19 protein-coding genes are annotated in these 17,258 nt (G+C 39.9%); 4 read left to right on the top strand and 15 right to left on the bottom strand.

Annotation, left to right across the window (positions count from 1 at the left end; genetic code table 11):
* Nucleotides 1-11 precede the first annotated feature (11 nt).
* The 7 genes from KNQ97_RS11015 to KNQ97_RS10985 are packed head-to-tail and all read right to left on the bottom strand — an operon-like array spanning nt 12 to nt 5,933.
* Nucleotides 12-1,235, bottom strand: a complete 1,224-nt coding sequence (locus tag KNQ97_RS11015; protein WP_000064049.1) for an MFS transporter — start codon at nt 1,233-1,235, stop codon at nt 12-14.
* A 42-nt stretch (nt 1,236-1,277) separates the two neighbouring features.
* Nucleotides 1,278-2,489 (bottom strand): NAD(P)/FAD-dependent oxidoreductase, encoded by a 1,212-nt coding sequence (locus KNQ97_RS11010; protein ID WP_000411880.1) that lies wholly within the window; start codon nt 2,487-2,489, stop codon nt 1,278-1,280.
* 29 nt (nt 2,490-2,518) lie between these two features.
* Entirely contained in the window at nt 2,519-3,448 is a 930-nt protein-coding gene (locus tag KNQ97_RS11005) for a VOC family protein (protein ID WP_103236077.1), read from the bottom strand.
* Nucleotides 3,449-3,459: 11 nt separating this feature from the next.
* Nucleotides 3,460-4,224 carry an SDR family oxidoreductase gene (locus KNQ97_RS11000; RefSeq protein WP_004842113.1) on the bottom strand — a complete coding sequence of 255 codons (765 nt, stop codon included), beginning with the start codon at nt 4,222-4,224 and terminating at the stop codon, nt 3,460-3,462.
* The gene (locus tag KNQ97_RS10995) at nt 4,217-5,284 is read right to left on the bottom strand and encodes an aromatic ring-hydroxylating dioxygenase subunit alpha (protein WP_079548225.1); all 1,068 of its coding nucleotides are present in this window, start codon (nt 5,282-5,284) and stop codon (nt 4,217-4,219) included. The genes KNQ97_RS11000 and KNQ97_RS10995 overlap by 8 nt, the downstream gene beginning before the upstream one ends.
* A 16-nt stretch (nt 5,285-5,300) precedes the next feature.
* Entirely contained in the window at nt 5,301-5,600 is a 300-nt protein-coding gene (locus KNQ97_RS10990; RefSeq protein ID WP_000847096.1) for a recombinase-like helix-turn-helix domain-containing protein, read from the bottom strand.
* 27 nt (nt 5,601-5,627) lie between these two features.
* Nucleotides 5,628-5,933, bottom strand: coding sequence for a non-heme iron oxygenase ferredoxin subunit (locus KNQ97_RS10985; RefSeq protein WP_000118514.1), 306 nt, complete (start codon nt 5,931-5,933; stop codon nt 5,628-5,630).
* 273 nt (nt 5,934-6,206) lie between these two features.
* On the opposite strand from KNQ97_RS10985, the gene KNQ97_RS10980 reads away from it, so the two are divergent.
* Nucleotides 6,207-7,019: an IclR family transcriptional regulator gene (locus KNQ97_RS10980; RefSeq protein ID WP_000051057.1), complete on the top strand. Its 813-nt coding sequence runs from the start codon at nt 6,207-6,209 to the stop codon at nt 7,017-7,019.
* Nucleotides 7,020-7,065: 46 nt separating this feature from the next.
* Here the strand turns inward: KNQ97_RS10980 and KNQ97_RS10975 are convergent, their stop codons facing one another.
* Together KNQ97_RS10975 and pnuC are read right to left on the bottom strand one after the other, a co-directional pair.
* The gene (locus KNQ97_RS10975; protein WP_058062294.1) at nt 7,066-7,365 is read right to left on the bottom strand and encodes a hypothetical protein; all 300 of its coding nucleotides are present in this window, start codon (nt 7,363-7,365) and stop codon (nt 7,066-7,068) included.
* Between the two features lie 14 nt (nt 7,366-7,379).
* Entirely contained in the window at nt 7,380-7,961 is a 582-nt protein-coding gene (gene pnuC / locus KNQ97_RS10970) for a nicotinamide riboside transporter PnuC (protein WP_038347474.1), read from the bottom strand.
* A gap of 248 nt (nt 7,962-8,209) precedes the next feature.
* Between pnuC and KNQ97_RS10965 the strand changes: the two genes are divergently transcribed.
* Complete coding sequence (locus tag KNQ97_RS10965) at nt 8,210-8,998, top strand: crotonase/enoyl-CoA hydratase family protein (RefSeq protein ID WP_031962940.1); 789 nt, start codon at nt 8,210-8,212, stop codon at nt 8,996-8,998.
* A 101-nt stretch (nt 8,999-9,099) separates the two neighbouring features.
* On the opposite strand, the gene pgaD is transcribed toward KNQ97_RS10965, so the two are convergent.
* The 5 genes from pgaD to KNQ97_RS10940 form a co-directional block, all read right to left on the bottom strand.
* On the bottom strand, nt 9,100-9,519 hold the full coding sequence (pgaD, locus tag KNQ97_RS10960; protein ID WP_000856365.1) for a poly-beta-1,6-N-acetyl-D-glucosamine biosynthesis protein PgaD: 420 nt from the start codon (nt 9,517-9,519) through the stop codon (nt 9,100-9,102).
* 81 nt (nt 9,520-9,600) lie between these two features.
* The gene (pgaC, locus tag KNQ97_RS10955) at nt 9,601-10,860 is read right to left on the bottom strand and encodes a poly-beta-1,6-N-acetyl-D-glucosamine synthase (RefSeq protein ID WP_000151613.1); all 1,260 of its coding nucleotides are present in this window, start codon (nt 10,858-10,860) and stop codon (nt 9,601-9,603) included.
* Nucleotides 10,861-10,873: 13 nt separating this feature from the next.
* Complete coding sequence (pgaB, locus tag KNQ97_RS10950) at nt 10,874-12,868, bottom strand: poly-beta-1,6-N-acetyl-D-glucosamine N-deacetylase PgaB (RefSeq protein WP_000632825.1); 1,995 nt, start codon at nt 12,866-12,868, stop codon at nt 10,874-10,876.
* A gap of 236 nt (nt 12,869-13,104) precedes the next feature.
* Nucleotides 13,105-13,446, bottom strand: coding sequence for an FKBP-type peptidyl-prolyl cis-trans isomerase (locus KNQ97_RS10945; protein WP_253612218.1), 342 nt, complete (start codon nt 13,444-13,446; stop codon nt 13,105-13,107).
* An 86-nt stretch (nt 13,447-13,532) separates the two neighbouring features.
* On the bottom strand, nt 13,533-14,063 hold the full coding sequence (locus tag KNQ97_RS10940) for a YaeQ family protein (RefSeq protein ID WP_001185269.1): 531 nt from the start codon (nt 14,061-14,063) through the stop codon (nt 13,533-13,535).
* Nucleotides 14,064-14,251: 188 nt separating this feature from the next.
* On the opposite strand from KNQ97_RS10940, the gene dctA reads away from it, so the two are divergent.
* A complete protein-coding gene (gene dctA, locus KNQ97_RS10935; RefSeq protein ID WP_000267735.1) occupies nt 14,252-15,514 on the top strand; it encodes a C4-dicarboxylate transporter DctA in 1,263 nt (420 codons plus the stop codon).
* A 37-nt stretch (nt 15,515-15,551) separates the two neighbouring features.
* Here the strand turns inward: dctA and KNQ97_RS10930 are convergent, their stop codons facing one another.
* Nucleotides 15,552-16,550 carry a GTP-binding protein gene (locus tag KNQ97_RS10930; RefSeq protein WP_031997187.1) on the bottom strand — a complete coding sequence of 333 codons (999 nt, stop codon included), beginning with the start codon at nt 16,548-16,550 and terminating at the stop codon, nt 15,552-15,554.
* A gap of 498 nt (nt 16,551-17,048) precedes the next feature.
* Between KNQ97_RS10930 and KNQ97_RS10925 the strand changes: the two genes are divergently transcribed.
* On the top strand, nt 17,049-17,249 hold the full coding sequence (locus KNQ97_RS10925) for a hypothetical protein (protein WP_000761577.1): 201 nt from the start codon (nt 17,049-17,051) through the stop codon (nt 17,247-17,249).
* Nucleotides 17,250-17,258 lie beyond the last annotated feature (9 nt).

The raw sequence follows: 17,258 nt of genomic DNA, 5'->3' as shown, positions 1-17,258 counted from the left end.
TATACAGTGAATTAATAACGTTTTAAAAGAGGAACCAAGAACAACGACCCAATGACAGCGACTGCAGCCAAGAAGGTAATTCCCAAATTAAAACTATGTGTTTGCATCACGATGTAACCGATCAGTACAGGTGCAATTGCACTTGCAAAATTGCCTAAACCGTTAAATATTCCACCCGCTGTCGCACCTACATTTGAGGTGGTTACTCGGGCAAGCAGAGCAAATACCGCAGCTACTCCAAAGCCCCACGCCATAGCACTTAAAGACATAGCAGCAATAATCAATAATGGCTCAGTCATAATGACCATCACATACATGAAGATGCCCGCGAGTAATAAACCGCTAAATACTTGAATTGCGCGTCGGCCTAATTTGTCAGATAAAAACGCACCAACCACTTCGCCAATTAACATGGCAATGAATGGAAAGCTTGAATACACCCCAAACTCCTTGAGGTTGAATCCTTTGTCTTGCATGAGATAAGAAGGAACCCAACTGTTTAGGCCCCACAAATAAGTCATTAAGGCAATATTGAATAAGCACACCAACCAGAACGCGCTATTGCTCACAAGTACTTTGGTGTTGGCGATATGGCCTTTGAAGTTAGTACGTTTACTTTCACCTTCAAGCTCAACAGTTTTCTTGAGTTGCAAGTTACGCAGACCAAAAACAATGCTTAAAATTGCAATGAGTGTGAGCGCAGCCATCACAAAAAAAGTGGTGTGCCAGTCGTGGTGTGCCAGAACGGCTGCCGTAATTGGGAACCCAAGGAATGCACCAATCGGTGTACCCAGTAAGAACATGGTTGAGGCACGTGCCTGCTGACGGTCTGTATAAGTCTGCTTAACAATGGTATATGCCAAAGCAAATAGCGGACCTTCTGCCAAACCGAGTAGAACCCGTAAAATCAACATGCCTGAGTAGCTGGTGGTAAAGCCCATGCAAAGCATGAGTAAACCCCAAGAAGTCACACTCCAGAACAGCATTTTCTTTGGGTTAAAAATGTCGCCTAAAAAGCTTAGAAAGACTGATGAAAAACCATAAGCAAGTAAAAAACTTGTCATGAGCCATCCGAGCTTGGCTTTATCTTCAGCAATTCCCATCGAGCTTTGAAAATGTGGGTCTGAAAATAAAACCGCAATACTGATCTTGTCGAAAAATGCCAGTACTACACACACCATAAGGACAAAAGCAGGTACCCAATGCTTTAATCCACTTTTTTCTTCATTACTCATGTGTCATTCCTTCGATTTGGTAATGAGAACCAGATTTAATGTTTACGGTTTTAACTTCATGACATTAAATTCAGCATCTGCTAATAATTTTGGATCTAAAACGGTATTGGCTTGCATCCAACGCTTTGCCAGCTTGATTAACTTCGAGTCATTAATGGCAATCATATTCAGCAAGCGATTTTCATGGTCCAGATATAAATAGCTCACCTGATCTTCACCACTTTGGCGAATCACTACTTCTTTGGTTTTTTCAGGTTGATACGTACCTAAAATCTGGATATTAAAGTGATATTGATCAGACCAAAGCCAAGGAATATCGGTATATTCAGTTTCAATTCCAAGCATTGATTTCGCAGCTGCAATCGCCTGATTTTGTGCATTTGCCCAAGACTGAATGCAATAGCCCAAGCCCGGATGAATCGCGACATCACCTGCGGCATAAATGTCTTGATCCGAGGTTTGTCCAAAACAATTCACTACAATGCCATCTTTCACATCGAGCCCAGCGTGCACGCCTAACTCTTTCGCAATTTCGGCACCTGCACCCACTACAACACAATCAAATAACTGGCTATGTTGAGGATGGTTCACCACTTCAACTTTTTGATCTGGTGCTTCCACTAAGTGAAGGCTCTTGCTGTCTAAATGAATTTTTGTGCCTTGAGCCTCATGCATATTTTTTAAAAATGCAGAAACTTCCGGACTCACACTTCTTGCACATAAGCGGTCGCCATATTCAAAAATATGAACATCTTTCCCTTGCTTACGTGCAGTTGCAGCGATTTCCAAACCAATCCAGCCACCGCCAATCACAGCAACATTTTTTGCATTCTTTAAAATTTCAGCCAGACGTTCACAGTCACGCACATTTCGTAAAGTCACAACATTAGGAATGAACTGCCATGTATTAACGGGTACACGGGCACGGCTTCCTGTTGCAATCAGCAATTTGTCATAGGGTAAAACCTGTCCACTTTCTAAATGAACCTGCTTTTGCTCGCGATCGACTTTTGTTGCAATTTCCGGTTTGTGCCATTGAATGTTGAACTCTTGAACCTGTTCTGGGGAGAACAGATTCAAACTTTCATAACTTGCTTCTTTTGAAAGTACTTGCTTAGACAGAGGCGGACGCTCATAAAACACCTGATCTTCATTTGAGACCACATGAATTTCACCCACATATCCATTTTGACGTAAGGTACTAACTGCCCAACCTGCAGCCTGCCCCGCCCCTACAATTACTATCTTTTCCATAGCCTTTCTTCCTTGTAAAGCAATGCCTGTTACACAGGCTTTACCTGACGGCGGGTTTTGTCATCAAGACCACCTTCAATCGCCCACTCGGTGAAAAGCTCTAGACGATGTTCTTCTACACGTGGCTGCCATTCTTCGGTCAAATAATCATCGTTGGTGTAATATTCAAATGCACCACCCAATGGTGAGTTGACGTACCAGAAATAAGCAGAAGAAATTGGATGACGTCCCGGTCCAATAAAGGTTGACCACTCTGAACGGTTCATATGTAAACCGCCTCCAATCACCTCATGAATATCACGAACAACAAATGCAACGTGATTTAGGCCCGCAGGTTTATTTGGAACGCTAAGTAAGAATAAATCGTGGTGATAACCTTCACCGCGGCAACGTAAGAATGCACCGCGATTTTTGTAAGCATCAGATAAATGAAAGCCTACTTTTTCAATATAGAAGTTTTCAGTAGTTGCTAAATCCGGTGTGAAGAACACCACATGTCCAATCGCAACAGGTTGACCTTTTTCATATACAGGACTTGCTGCATTCACACGTTGAATGTTGCCGTATTGGTTAATACCTTCCGTTTTAAGTTCTGGTACTTCTTTTACAAAACTTTGTTCAAAACGAATGGTCATGCCATTTGGGTCAAGACACTGAACTGTATTTTCAGTACGTTTAAAACCGTCTACATCGGCCAAACGAGCTGCCAAGTCTTCTAGGTCTTGAAGACTATCAACGCCCCAAGTGACTTCACGTAAAGTTGAACCTTGTTCAATGGCAGCAGGCAAACGGTCATCATCACAATTAAATAAATAAATTTTGCTGCCATTTTGGGTTTGGTAAAGATCTGTGCCTTCAATATCCGAAGTACTTTGGCTTAAACCAAAATCTGCCAAAAACTTGTTTGAAGCGGCTCTATCTTCAACTCCAAACTTTAAAATCTCGATCCCTGTAATCATTTGACTACTCCTTAGTTAAAGACAAAACCGCCATTGACCGGAATATTTTGACCTGTCACAAAAGAGGACAAATCCGACAGTAGATACAATGCTGTTCCATTTAAATCTTGTGGAAGTTGCTGACGTTGAATCGCTCTTCCGTTGACATATAAATCATGACGTTCCTGTGGCACATACTCGGTTGCTTCAACCAGTGTCAGCCCCGGAGACAATGTGTTGACACAGATATTGAACTGTCCCAACTCTCTTGCCATTGAACGCGTCATGGCAACAATTGCACCTTTACTCGCCACATAAGCCATCAGGTTCGGTGCGCCCCAAAGTGCTGTATCGGAAGCAACATTAATAATCTTGCCAGCAGCCGATTGTTTTAAATGTGGAATACACGCTTTTGTAATTAACCATGTACCTTTCACATTAATATTCATGACTCGATCCCAAAGTTCAGGATCGTAATCAATCATATTTTTTCCACCGACATTGGTTGCAAGCGCTGCACAGTTCACAAGGCCATCTAGTCCTTGTAATACTTCCATGCTTTTTGCAACCGCATTTTCAATAGAGTCTGCATTGGCAAGGTCAACTGTTACTGCATGAACGTTTAGCCCTTGTTGCTGTAACGCTTGCGCTTCTTGTTGCACCAAGTCAGACAAAATATCTGCCATCACAACTTCAGCGCCTGCCTCAGCAATGGCTTGAGCGAAATCCCGCCCTAAACCACGTGCAGCACCAGTCACTAAAACTTTTTTGCCTTGCAACAACGCTACATTAGCCATGAACTTCTTCCTGCATCTCAATACGGTTTGATGCATTTAGTGCCGCAATTTTCTTTAATTGCTTCTCAGCTTCTTTCTTCATTAAACGGCGTAAACGTGCAAGTCCAACATCGTGTTGATATAAGAATTCTCGTGCACGTGCATTTGGCGCAAGGTTTTCTAAAATAATGCGGTCTTGTTCCAATACATCCCAATGCAATTGTTCTAAATGATTGCGATATAAGAAGCGCCATACATTACGTTGCCAACCACTCACCTTACGGCAGCGCCAGAAAAATACACGGGTATTGTTGGCATCAATTGGTGTTGCGTAACCCACAATCCAGAATTCACCGCCCGGACCAAACTGTTTACGGTAAGGAATTGAAAGACGTAACCAACTTGCACCGGTCGAACCATATTCAACCCAGTCAAAGTTCACACCTGTTTGGCCTTCTTTTTCAAAAACAAAACCATTTTCAGTTGTGCGGTGTTTCATCTCTGCGGTACGTTCACCTTCTGCCATAGAGTGTGAAGTACAGTGCAAATATGTACCGTGCATTGGGTCCATGACGTTATCAATGGCATATTGATGGTTTACTTTCCAGTCTGCTTGGCAAAGGAATGAACTCCACTCTTCACTTGCCAGTTGTTCTGGGAACTCAAGCGGTGCGGGTTGCTCATTTGCATCGATACCAAACCAGATGAAGATTGCACCATGCTGTTCAATGACCGGATAGCTCTTTAAACACTTGGTTCCAGTCATTGGGCATTCATGAACGGCTGGCACATCGGCAACCACACCATCAGCACGAACTTCAACACCGTGATACCAGCAAGCAACTCGATCACCCAAGTTCCAGCCTAGTGAAAGACGAGCACCGCGGTGTGGACAGCGATCTTCAAGCGCATGAACCTGACCTTCGGCATCACGCCAAACCACAATGTTTTCACCTAAACGGGTAATCCCAACCGGATTAGCAGCGACTTCCCAACTTGCTAAAACCGGATGCCATTGGTCACGTAAACCAAGTTCTAAATATTCTTCAGCGCTTTGTGAAGTTGATACGATTGCGTTCATTTTATTCTTCCCTGAATCAATAACCTAAACGTTGCATTTCTTCTGTAAAGCTCTCAGAAGTCCATTCATCACCAGATTCACAACGGAAACCCTGTTGATTAAGTGCAGAAACAACCTCATCTAATTCTGTTGCGCCCGCAGAAAATGCCTGAATCAAGTTCTTTACAAAGTCTTGTTCGTAGAGAGTCGGTTCTTTATAACGTGTTTGCCAAACCAACAATTCAGATTGACCTGGAACTTGAATATTGTTGATACCTGCTTCGGTTGCCGGCGTTGCATGAATCCAGCTTGCCAACTTTTCATTAAATGTCTTCATTGTTCTGCTTCCTTGTACATGTGAGGACTAGAGTTGAATTTGAATATCCTGTCCTTCAACACGAACTGGGTACGTACATAGGTTTCTACACCCGGGTCCACTTTTTAGCTCACCTGTCTGAATGTCAAAAATTGCTTCGTGCAATGGACATTCAACAGTCTGATCTTCGATAAATCCTTCCGTTAATAAGGCATACGCATGAGGGCAAACATTTTCGATAGCGAAGTAATTTTCATCGACAAAAAAAACACCAATTTTTTTCCCTTCAACTTCGACGGCTTTCGGCTCATCTTCGCTAACGTCACCCTGCTGACAAACTGAGATCCAACTCATACCTTGCGTCCTCATTTTGTTTTATATACAAAACATAATTTGATTTTCAAAACACAAGCTAAGCATAATCCTCTTGATTAATTTTTGTCAAAGTAAAAATAAATATTAAAATCAATTGATTAATAAATTTTAAATAATTTGTTACGTTTCAAGTTAGAAACAATGTTTTAAATATAAAAATTGTTTTATGTAATCTTTATAATTACAATAGTTCTAAAATAAAGCATAATGCCCCAATTCGAACCCTGTTTTATTTATAGGAAAACGACACGAATGAGCCTAGAGATTGAAGAAGATTCGCAAGAATCAGAAACAACAAAAAATGATGATCGGTATTTAGTACCAGGGCTTGTGCGTGGTTTAGCCATCTTGCAAGCATTTAATCAACAAGCACAAGAAATGACGATTACAGAAATTGCCGAAATTTTGGAAGTGAACCGTTCTAGTGCATTTCGGCTTATCTACACACTTGAAGCTTGCGGTTACTTAAGAAAGGCTTCACAAAAAACATATGCGCTTGATTCAAAAGTTATGGAGCTGGGTTTTAACAGTTTATCAAAGCTTTCATTACTTGATTTATCTACGCCTTTAATGAAAGAACTACGTGACCAGACCAAACTTGCAGTACACCTGACCGTTTTAGAAGGTACACACATTGTTTTTGTAAATAACGTTCAATCTATGGGTACGTTTACCAGCAATATTAGTTTAGGTACTCGCTGGCCTGCCCATGCTACAGTTATTGGTCAAATGTTATTATCAGATTTACCAGAGGCAGAAGTACGACAACGCTATCGCAATTTTAATGACTGGGATAGTTACTCAGAACTTACCCCAACCAGTTTAAAAGCGTTATTGCAAAAATTAAATTATGTAAAAACTCAAAAGTCGATGGTGAGCTGGGGACATTACAACCATGACATGGCTGCTTGTGCTGCACCTATTTTCAAACAATCAAATGGAAAAATGGTGGCTGTCCTTTCAGTCAGTTGTCCAATTACCACTTATGATGAGAAGACCTTTAAAGAAGATATCGCTGCTCTAGTCATCGCAACGGCAGATAAAATTTCAAAATTTATCTATTAAAAAAAGCGACGTTAAGTCGCTTTTTTTAATACTCTTATTTCTTCAATTAAAAATTACGCTTAAAAGTTTCACCATTCATATCCTGAAAACTCAATGTTGAATGATTTTCTTTAATATCAAACTTTAAGTACTGCTGTTTAAACTGTACTACGGCATAAAACTCTTCAGCCCCATCATCTAAACCTGTCGCAGAGACTTGGGTCCCTTGCGGAAAGTCCTTGAGCCAAGCAGCGTTATAAAAATCCGATACTGAATTAAAATCTATATATTTTGCAGGCTCAGCCATAATTTTTGCAACAATTTGATCAAACTGTTGTTGTCTATAAGCATCTAAACTCAACAACATGCTTATTCTCCCAATTAAAGCTGCCCAGCACCTAAGTTCTGCTTTCTTTTAACCTTTTCCCATTGATACCAACCATAAGCTGCCATTAATACAAAGGCTGCATATAAAGCGGCTGTTAAAAATAAATCTTTATAGATAAACATGCCGACATAAACAATATCGACAAATACCCAGAGTATCCAAGTCGCAATATGCTTTCGGCTGGTCCAGTAAGTTGCAAGCAAACTAAATGCTGCAAGCTGTGAGTCAAGCATTGGCACTGCTGCATCGGTAAAGTTTTTAAGAACCAAACCAAAGACTAAGCCACCTACCGCGGCAATAATCATTTGAATGATAGCTGTTTGAACTGCAATAGGCTCGATTCGAATGTCATGATCTTGCTGTTTTCCTTTAAGCCAATAGTAAAAGCCATAAAAATTTACGACCATAAAAAAGAATTGCAAAATCGTTTCGCCATAAAGCTTAAATTCGTAAAACAAATAGGCATATAGGACAAAAGCAAAGAAATTAAACAGCCAGCACCACATATTACGGATTACCGTTAATCCAACTCCAATGAGGCTAATTAAGACCGCGAAAATTTCTAGAGGTGACATAAGAGAAGCTGCTTATTGAGATCAATTTGACAGCGTATTATGAGAAAAATATAAAGTGAAGCAAACTGCTAATTTAAATAAATCATGGAAAATGACGTTGGCTGAGGTTTTATTCTTTTCTAATGTCATCAATTTATTTCAATGTACAGACAAAAGAAATACTGATCGAGTTACTAACAATTTCTATTTGCTAGTTTTTCAATGATTGTTTAAAAGATAATGAAAGACAAATAAAAGAGCATGAAAATATGTCAAATCAAGAAGGAAAAGTCAGCCGTGAAACTCGCGGACATATTTTTTTAATTGGCTTAGATCGGGCAGCAAAACGTAATGCTTTTGATAGTCACATGATCAAAGACTTATCACTAGCGCTCACTGAATATGAAAATAATGACGCCCTGCGCTGTGCGATTGTTTTTGCTCACGGTGACCATTTTACAGCTGGTTTAGACCTAGTTGAGTTACAACCTAAACTCGCTACGGGTGTGTTTGATTTTAGTGAAAACGAAATTAACCCTTGGGGCACTGTAGGCCGAAAGCTTAGTAAACCGTTGATAGTAGCAGTACAAGGTTATTGTTATACCGCTGGTATAGAATTATTTCTCAACGCAGATATTGTGATTGCGAGTGAAAATACCCAATTTGCTCAAATGGAAGTTCAACGTGGCATCTTACCTTTTGGCGGAGCAACTGCACGTTTTACTCAAGCCGCAGGTTGGGCCAAAGCCATGCGCTATTTGCTCACTGGTGACTCTTTTGATGCCAAAGCAGCTTTTGATATGGACCTCATTACAGAAATATGTCCAGAAGGTACAGAGCTTAAACGTGCCATAGAAGTTGCTGAACATATCGCGCAAGCTGCACCACTTGCTGTAAAAGCGACCCTCGCCTCTGCTCGTGAGGCAGTCAATGAAGGTTACGAAGTGGCTTTTAACCAACTGCAAAACCATCTTCAACCTTTACTCACAACAGAAGATGTTCAAGAAGGTGTTTTCGCCATGCTGCAAAAAAGACCTCCTGTTTTTAAAGGTAAATAAGTCCTACTCAAGCACTGCGCTCTACAGTTTAAAACTTATGGATATACCGAAATTAGCGAAAAAAAGCCCACATGATGTGGGCTTTCTTTTATAAATGTACTTTATTCAACTCTAATGATTTTACCAAATTCATTATGGTGAACGACCGTAATTTTTTGGCTACGGCCCTGCTCAATTTCTTGCACAGGCAAATCAAAATAGCGCGCATAGTCATCTGTCTGTTTCATGTTAAGTTCACTACCTTCTACACGGCGTTCAGGCAATACATGACTCCAGAGTAGCAACCCGACTGCACAAGCAATCAGCGCTGTAATACCATGTTCAATACCTACACCGAATGCACTGAACAGACGATGTACTAAATGAGTTTTTTGCAGCTCGGCCAATACCCAGATAAACACGAATGGACGCCACAACAACAACCAAGCCGCCCACATCATGGCTGTGCTTGTTGTAGAAGCATAGCGTTTATGCCATGGCAATTGACGGCGTAAATCAATAATCAACGAATTTGTCTTCATTTCTCTTTACCTAACGAAGTGCTGTGGTTTTCCCCAGACATCAATACAGCACGATCTTTAAAATCTCATGACTCTTGCATTTCATCCACGAATGCCCCGATCCGGGCTCACCCAACGCGCACGTTTCTCATCTCCACGTCGTAAGACTTTTGGAAATGCCACAATAGTTGCCGAGATGGTGATTAGCCAAAAGACCAATGGATACCAGATCATCCAGAAATAGTTTTTTCCTAGATGCGGTTCATAACGACTATCCATCCATTTGCTTAAAGCAAACTGAATGAGACAGGTTGCCCCCAATAAAATACCGCTACCATACGGTAAAAATGGAGAGCTCACAACGGCTAATGCAGGGACCGGTAAAATAAAATGTACTAACCACAACAAAGCCATCGCCAGCATTAAATATGACCAGACTAAAGTTAAGCAAAGCTCAAACATTAAAGGCCATAAAAAATTCAATTTTGGTTTGGTGAACACATCAATATTTTTAATTAATACCTGTGCTCCACCCATTGCCCAACGTAAACGTTGTTTCCACAATCCGTTTAAAGTTTCAGGCATTAAAATCCAGACCAAGGCATTCGGTTCAAAACGAATGTCCCAGCCGGCACGTTGCAATTTCCAAGTAATATCGATGTCTTCAGTCAACATATTAGGTGACCAATAGTCCACTTGGTGAACAGCGCTCTTACGAAAAGCCGTAATAACACCAGATACGGTAAATAAACGGCCAAAGGTACGCTGAGCACGTTTAATCATGCCGACAATCGAAGAAAACTCACCAACCTGAATACGACCTAATAAAGTTGAACGGGTACGGATACGTGGGTTACCCGTCACGGCTGCAACAGTCGGATTTTGAAGAAAATGACGAACCATCCACTTTGCTGCATGCGGGTCAAGTAAAGCATCACCATCAATACCAATTAAAAACTCGGCATCGGTCATTAAGCTTCCGGCTTGCAACCCCATGGCTTTACCTTGGTTTTGTGCAAGATGAACAACACGGAGTTTTTCATGTTGTTCAGCTAACCGATCCAGCACTTCACCTGTATTATCCGAACTGCCATCATTAATCGCAATCACTTCAAAATGAGGATAATCCAATTTTAAAGCATGAGTAATCGTTTCCTCTGCATTATCCCCTTCATTAAAACAAGGAATAAGCACAGCAACTTTAGGATAGCTTTCTAATGGAGCTGGCTGATCATAAGGCGGAGCTTTACGTTCCTTCCAATAGAAAATGATCGCGCCAATCATCCATAAATACGACATAAATAATGGATAATAGAAAACGAATTTTAAGGCATGCGACCATATAGCAGCAAAGATTGTCATGTTTCAGCCTCGCCTATGGCACAAGACGAGATGATTTTTCAGCAAATGCTTTATGCATCACGTTCACGTCCGGATGATCTTTGATTGGGTCATCTGGATAGTATGCAACGTGCATTGCACCTTGCTGATAGAGTGAGTGAATTGTTGCTGCCATTTCAGTTGACGGTACCTTTTCGTTGTTACGCCAGTTTGTTGCTTGTAGCTCAAAAACTGTTTTCTTAATGCCGTTTGGATATTTTTTCACGCGATCAATCATGTCTTTATAAAATTGATCGGCGTTATCGACCTGCTCCATATAAGGCATTGCCATAATAGCCGTAAAATCATAACGTCTTAATGACTCTTCAAGCGATTGTGAATACCAGTTTTCCGCATATGGTTTTAAGGCAACTTGCGCGTATAAGTTACGAGCTGTAAGCAAGAACGGTTCATATTGTCGCACGTCTTCAACAAGTTGCATTGCAAAATCATCTAGATATTTTGTCTTATATGCAGTCCATTTTTGCAAATCTTGATCGTTTTCACGGATTTTTGCCAAATCTGTTGGTAAGCCTTGTTTCGCATAAGCTTTTAATGCATCTGGGCTTGCATCTTCATAATCAGATAATGTGACATCGTCATGGAATAAAATTCCATTGAAAGACGCTGACTTGGCCAAATCTTGATAAATCTCACGAATAGTTTGGCGTGCCTGAGGTGAGAACGGACTTAAACGGATATACCCCATATTTAAGTGTTCACCAGCTTTTGCCTGCTCTGTCACGACTAAATCTTTTGATACCGGATCAGTTTTTGGTAATTCCCAGGCTAATAAAGGCATCCAAGCATAAATACGACTTACAGGCGTACGGGTTTGAATTTGCCATGCTACACGGTTAAACAAGTCCGCACGCATTGGAATATGACGGTTCGGGAAATATACCATATCGGCAGAACCATTCGCATCCGGATCTGAAAATGCCTGCAAATAAACTGTATTTACACCCATCGCATTAATTCGGTCTAACAAGTGGCCTAAATTTCGTTCTTGTTGTTGCGGATCCGGATCATAAATATAGTCGAGATCAATATGCATGATTTTTTGCGGACGGTTGTTATCCGTTAAGTTTAATTCACGGTTCTTAATCTCTTGAGCCAAATCATTAGTACTCATTCCGCCCTCTACCAAAATACGGCTCATATTCTGTAGAGATTGTTTCGCATGATCTGCGCCATCATCAAGCGTGATGGTAATTGGCATACCAAGCTTTTTAGCAATTTGGACCGTTTGCATATTATAGCGACCATATGGCCACACCATAATACGTGGTGAACGTATACCATGCTCTTTAAGTAGCTGATTATTCTTTTTTAAATCATTATAAATACGAGCCTGATATTGGCTGTCATTTTCATAAGTTTTAGTTTTTACATCATAAAAACGTGTCGTTGCCGCTGGTTCAGAGTTCCCTTGCGGGTTACCTGTAATACCGCGGTGTAAATGATAGCTATGGCTTGCGATTTCAACAAACCCGCTATCTTGCATTTCTTTGAGCTCACCCCAGCTTAAGATTTTATCACGTGGAATTTCTTCACCCGAAAAATCGACTTTCTGCCCTGCTTTTGGCTCTAACCATGAACCCACTACCGCAAGTACCACTGGGATTTTTTTAGCCTTAATAACAGGATATGCATTTTGGTAGAAAGACTGATAACCATCATCTACAGTTAATAAAACTGGCTTGGTTGGAAGTGCTGCCTTGCCCTGATGAGCACGGATTAACTGGTCTACGGTAATAAAATGAAAGCCATTTTTTTGCAACCAATCGACATGCTCAGTAAATTGTTGAGTGGTGACCGCATACTGAGGAATTAAGGCATTTTTAGTATCGGTAATTTCATGATACCCAATGACCGTAAGTGTCGAAGCATCTATTTTAGGTGGGTTAGCTAATGCCATACCTGACAAGCCTGCTAGAGCCAAGCCAAGCGTGAGGTTCAACAAAGGAGATGCAAAGCGGGTAATCATGAAATAGCGTCTCAATAGCAATATAGATTATTTATGTGAAATTTAAACTTAAGAACTAAAATTCACATTTATTTAGTCTTTAAGTTCAAACTGCCCCAACAGAACAGTTTTTCAGTTCACCTTTATAATTAAATAAACTGAAAATAATCTTAAATATTTAAAAAGCTAAAATATAAATATCGAATATATTTATATTTAAAGCTTATAGATAAAGTCGAGCTCTAAACGGTTTGATTTCAATCATCGCGAGTTTTTACATCAAATAATTCAATTTCAAAAATCAAATTTGAGTTTGCCGGAATAATTTTACCCATTTTGCGTTCACCATAAGCCAAATGAGCAGGAACCATAAGTTTACGTTTTCCGCCAACTTTCATTCCCATAATGCCTTGGTCCCAACCTTTAATCACACGGCCTGTACCAATGACACACTCGAAATAATTTCCGCGGTCAAGGGAAGAGTCGAATTTAGTGCCGTCTTCTAACCAACCTGTATAGTGCGTCGTAATTAAGGCACCTTTAACCGCTTCTTTACCTTCGCCTACTTTTAAATCGATAATTTCTAATTCAGTGTTCATAATATTCCCGTTCGTTTAATTTCACAGCTCAGACTTGATCTTTAGTCTAACAAGTGAATTTGTAAAATTTGTTGCGCTTTTCAGTTTTACTGTAATTGGGTCCATACGACATTCGCTTGGCCCTTGTCACTTAACAAAGTCCATTCGTTGTCCATAACATTTAACTGAAGCTGCATCGTACGCTCACAAAGCTGCTCTAACTCTGCTGTACTTTCAGGTGCTAGCTGCCAAACTTGAACATTACTCAATGTTTTAATTTTACTGTTTCTCTTCCACCAATCTTCAACTTGTGAACCATAAGCGACAATTGCCACAGTTTTACAACGGGCACTGGCTTTTTTCACTTTATCTTCAGACGGTAAACCAACTTCAATCCAGGTTTCTAACTGTCCTGTTAAGTCTTTTTGCCAAAGTGCAGGCTCATCGGTTTCAAAAAGGTCTTTGGTAAACTCAAGGCTATCACTTGCGAAACGAGCAAAAGCCATGACACGAACCATTAATCGTTCTAAAGTTTCAGAAGGATGTAAGGCAAGTGTCAGTTGATAATCACCATAAATATGGTCATCCATATTGGCAATATTCAGATCTGCTTTATAAATTGTTGCTTTAAGCGCCATAGTTAATATGTCCAAAAATTTGGCGCTAAGAATACTCGATTTTAATTAAAAAATTATAGAAAAAACTCAGTAATGTAAAACTTCTTATCCTCTCCATTTGCATCTTATTTCAAAACATCTAACCACTTTCAAAGTTGGCGGGCTTTTTGCTTGAAAGGGGTTGTATTCCTCTCTTGATTTGATGACTTATGTGGCAAAAACTTAAACGTAGTTTATTCCTACAAGTCCTCTGCGCTCTCTTCCTCGGTATTGCAGTAGGTCTTGCTTTTCATGATTTCTCCCTAGCTTTAAAACCTCTTGGTGATGGTTTTATTTCTCTCATTAAAATGTTGATTGCTCCAATTGTATTCTGTGTAGTGGTACTGGGAATCTATGGTGCAAACGACATTAAAAAAATGGGCAAAGTCGGTGCAAAAACGATTCTTTATTTTGAAGTGGTCACGAGTATTGCTTTAATTTTGGGAATTATTGTTGCTTATGTCTTTAAACCGGGCGTCGGTATGAATATCGATATTACTCATTTAGATGCTAAAGATTTAAGTACCTATACCGAACGTGCTCATGACATGCATACAGGTTCGGAGTTTTTACTCAATATTATTCCGAAAACATTTACTGCCGCTTTTGCCAACGGCGATATTTTACAAGTTTTACTCATCGCTATTTTATTTGGCGTTTCACTACTGTTAATTCCTAAACATTTAGCAGAGTTGGTCCGTCAAGCGCTTGAAGCTTTTTCGGAAGTCTTCTTTAAAATTATGGGACTCATTATTCGCTTGGCACCAATTGGTGTATTTGGTTCAGTTGCTTATACCACTGCAAAATTTGGATTAGATTCACTCCTGCAACTCGGTTATTTAGTTTTACTCTTTTATGCGACTTGCATTTTATTTGTTGTCATTATTTTGGGTTCAATTTTAAAACTCACCGGACTGAATATCTTTAAATTTGTCGGCTATTTTAAAGATGAACTCGCTATTGTTTTAGGGACAGCCTCTTCTGATTCCGTTTTACCCCAAATCATGAAAAAGCTTAAAAACTTGGGAATTAAAGATTCAACAGTCGGTCTGGTTATTCCTACCGGTTATTCTTTTAATTTAGACGGCTTTTCAATTTATTTAACATTAGGCGTGATCTTTATTGCACAGGCCTGCAATATCAATCTCTCCATGCACGACTTACTGGCTATTTTATTGGTTTCGCTTATTACATCGAAAGGCGCACACGGCATTCCGGGGTCAGCCTTAGTGATTCTTGCTGCAACACTTTCCGTAATTCCAAGTTTACCTGCAATTGGTTTGGTACTTTTACTATCTGTAGACTGGTTTATCGGAATTATCCGTGCCTGCACCAACTTAATTGGTAACTGTGTAGCGACCGTAGTCATTGCCCATTGGGAAAAAGACATCGATCATGCACAAGCGAAACAAGTACTTAATATAAAAAATTAAATCTCTCATAGAGAATATTGAAGTATTTCAATGTTCTCTATTGTTCAATTCTGCAAGCTAATAGTTCAGTTTCAAATGCCAGCCAGTCATGTTCATGTTGGCTAATCATTTCAATGCGGTTATCAATGCCCTCTTCACCAGACTTATAGTTAAACTGCTCAGGATTAAAGTTAAAGGTCTTCCATCCCTGATCTGTATTAAAAATTCCCTTAATACGTAGCCAGTCTTGTTGTGCACACAACACATCGAGCAAAGCATAAAACTCAAATTTCCAACGCTTAGGAAATTTCCAACCCGCGACCATATAACCCTGCGCCGACTCGACATAATGATAAGGCAGTTGGTGAATTTCTTTTGCAACTTCGGCTTCAGTCATTTGCTTTTGCAGCTTGAGTAAAGGCTGTATAGAGCGTGCAGTTAAACGCGCAGGCACATCAATTTGCGCCAGTTCAAGTTGACCATGTTCAGTCTTTAGCCATTGTTGCTGATAAGGTTGGTATTCTTCTTTAAGCTCAACAAGTGCTTGTTCATCTTCAAAAGTCATGGTATCGGCATGAGAGACCACCACAATCTGTGCAGCTTTTAATTGGTCTTCATATAGGTTTTGCTTGACCCAATTGGTGTCATGCAAACGACTACCATCAACCACAGTCACTAGTGCACGCATAGCTAAGCTGTTTTGCCAATGTGGTTCCGTTAACTGATCAAATAATTGCGAAGGATGTCCAAGCCCTGTAGGTTCAATAAAGAGTCGGTCTGGCTTTTGTTCACTTAACAAGCGAGCCAAAGCAATATGCATAGGAAGTTGGCTACTACAACATAAACAGCCGCCCAATAGTTCTTTGACTGCATAACCTTGATCTTGAGGTAGGAGTTGTTGATCGACTCCGATTTGCCCAAATTCATTCATTAAGACAGCCCACACTTCACCTTTCGGTTTCTGACTTAATAAATGTTGCAATAATGTCGTTTTCCCTGCTCCTAAAAACCCTGAAATAATATGGGTAGGAACAGTTTTTTGGGCAATCAGTTTCACAAGCGGCTCAAATCAACAAGGTTTAAAAACTAAGAAAGGTATATCACTGTTTAAGTAGCATGAAAATAATTTTTCACTTTGAAGATATACTTTTCAATTATCAGGCTAAAGCACCAAATATGTGACATACATCTCATCAATTATCTAAATTAACTTTAGAAAAATAACAATTAAACGAAATATCCTATTTATAGACATTCACAATTCATGCCAGAGTGTTTTGTTTACGTAACTAACTTGCTTTTTTTTTACTCAATACGAAATATTCTTTCACATTTTTAGCGCTCAAGTAGCGCTTTAATTTTACAGTAGACGCACATAAACGGACGTTATATTTCATATTGTTAAGATAGGCGTAATAGATTGTTAAGTTAATTGATGTAATCCCAAGCTCGGCTTAGCATGTGTCCTAGCTTAATCATTCAGCCCTATATGTTCTATGTAGGTCAGAACGATTAGGTTTGATTTATTTTTTAATGAATTTAAGGATGCCATAAAATGAAATTAGCTAAAACTTTACTCGCTACTACCCTAGCTTTAACTGCTGCTTCAACTTTCGCTGCTTCTAAGCACGACCAAGCACATAACACTGCTGGTGAAGAAAAAGTTGTTGTTTCAACTCAAGAGCAAGCAAACACTGCAAATGCTGCTTCTGACGCTGTAGGTTCTGCTTCTGAAGCTGCTCCTGCAACTCGTTAATTATCTCTG

The organism is Acinetobacter sp. UC24323, from assembly GCF_024151445.1.
Classification (GTDB): Bacteria; Pseudomonadota; Gammaproteobacteria; order Pseudomonadales; family Moraxellaceae; genus Acinetobacter; species Acinetobacter baumannii.
This window is presented reverse-complemented; position numbering and strand designations above follow the sequence as displayed.

Excerpts from the sequence above, each read along its gene's own strand:
- KNQ97_RS11015 (WP_000064049.1), bottom strand. The coding sequence starts at position 1,235 with ATGAGTAATGAAGAAAAAAGTGGATTAAAGCATTGGGTACCTGCTTTT.
- KNQ97_RS11010 (WP_000411880.1), bottom strand. The coding sequence starts at position 2,489 with ATGGAAAAGATAGTAATTGTAGGGGCGGGGCAGGCTGCAGGTTGGGCA.
- KNQ97_RS11005 (WP_103236077.1), bottom strand. The coding sequence starts at position 3,448 with ATGATTACAGGGATCGAGATTTTAAAGTTTGGAGTTGAAGATAGAGCC.
- KNQ97_RS11000 (WP_004842113.1), bottom strand. The coding sequence starts at position 4,224 with ATGGCTAATGTAGCGTTGTTGCAAGGCAAAAAAGTTTTAGTGACTGGT.
- KNQ97_RS10995 (WP_079548225.1), bottom strand. The coding sequence starts at position 5,284 with ATGAACGCAATCGTATCAACTTCACAAAGCGCTGAAGAATATTTAGAA.
- KNQ97_RS10990 (WP_000847096.1), bottom strand. The coding sequence starts at position 5,600 with ATGAAGACATTTAATGAAAAGTTGGCAAGCTGGATTCATGCAACGCCG.
- KNQ97_RS10985 (WP_000118514.1), bottom strand. The coding sequence starts at position 5,933 with ATGAGTTGGATCTCAGTTTGTCAGCAGGGTGACGTTAGCGAAGATGAG.
- KNQ97_RS10980 (WP_000051057.1), top strand. The coding sequence starts at position 6,207 with ATGAGCCTAGAGATTGAAGAAGATTCGCAAGAATCAGAAACAACAAAA.
- KNQ97_RS10975 (WP_058062294.1), bottom strand. The coding sequence starts at position 7,365 with ATGTTGTTGAGTTTAGATGCTTATAGACAACAACAGTTTGATCAAATT.
- pnuC (WP_038347474.1), bottom strand. The coding sequence starts at position 7,961 with ATGTCACCTCTAGAAATTTTCGCGGTCTTAATTAGCCTCATTGGAGTT.
- KNQ97_RS10965 (WP_031962940.1), top strand. The coding sequence starts at position 8,210 with ATGTCAAATCAAGAAGGAAAAGTCAGCCGTGAAACTCGCGGACATATT.
- pgaD (WP_000856365.1), bottom strand. The coding sequence starts at position 9,519 with ATGAAGACAAATTCGTTGATTATTGATTTACGCCGTCAATTGCCATGG.
- pgaC (WP_000151613.1), bottom strand. The coding sequence starts at position 10,860 with ATGACAATCTTTGCTGCTATATGGTCGCATGCCTTAAAATTCGTTTTC.
- pgaB (WP_000632825.1), bottom strand. The coding sequence starts at position 12,868 with ATGATTACCCGCTTTGCATCTCCTTTGTTGAACCTCACGCTTGGCTTG.
- KNQ97_RS10945 (WP_253612218.1), bottom strand. The coding sequence starts at position 13,446 with ATGAACACTGAATTAGAAATTATCGATTTAAAAGTAGGCGAAGGTAAA.
- KNQ97_RS10940 (WP_001185269.1), bottom strand. The coding sequence starts at position 14,063 with ATGGCGCTTAAAGCAACAATTTATAAAGCAGATCTGAATATTGCCAAT.
- dctA (WP_000267735.1), top strand. The coding sequence starts at position 14,252 with ATGTGGCAAAAACTTAAACGTAGTTTATTCCTACAAGTCCTCTGCGCT.
- KNQ97_RS10925 (WP_000761577.1), top strand. The coding sequence starts at position 17,049 with ATGAAATTAGCTAAAACTTTACTCGCTACTACCCTAGCTTTAACTGCT.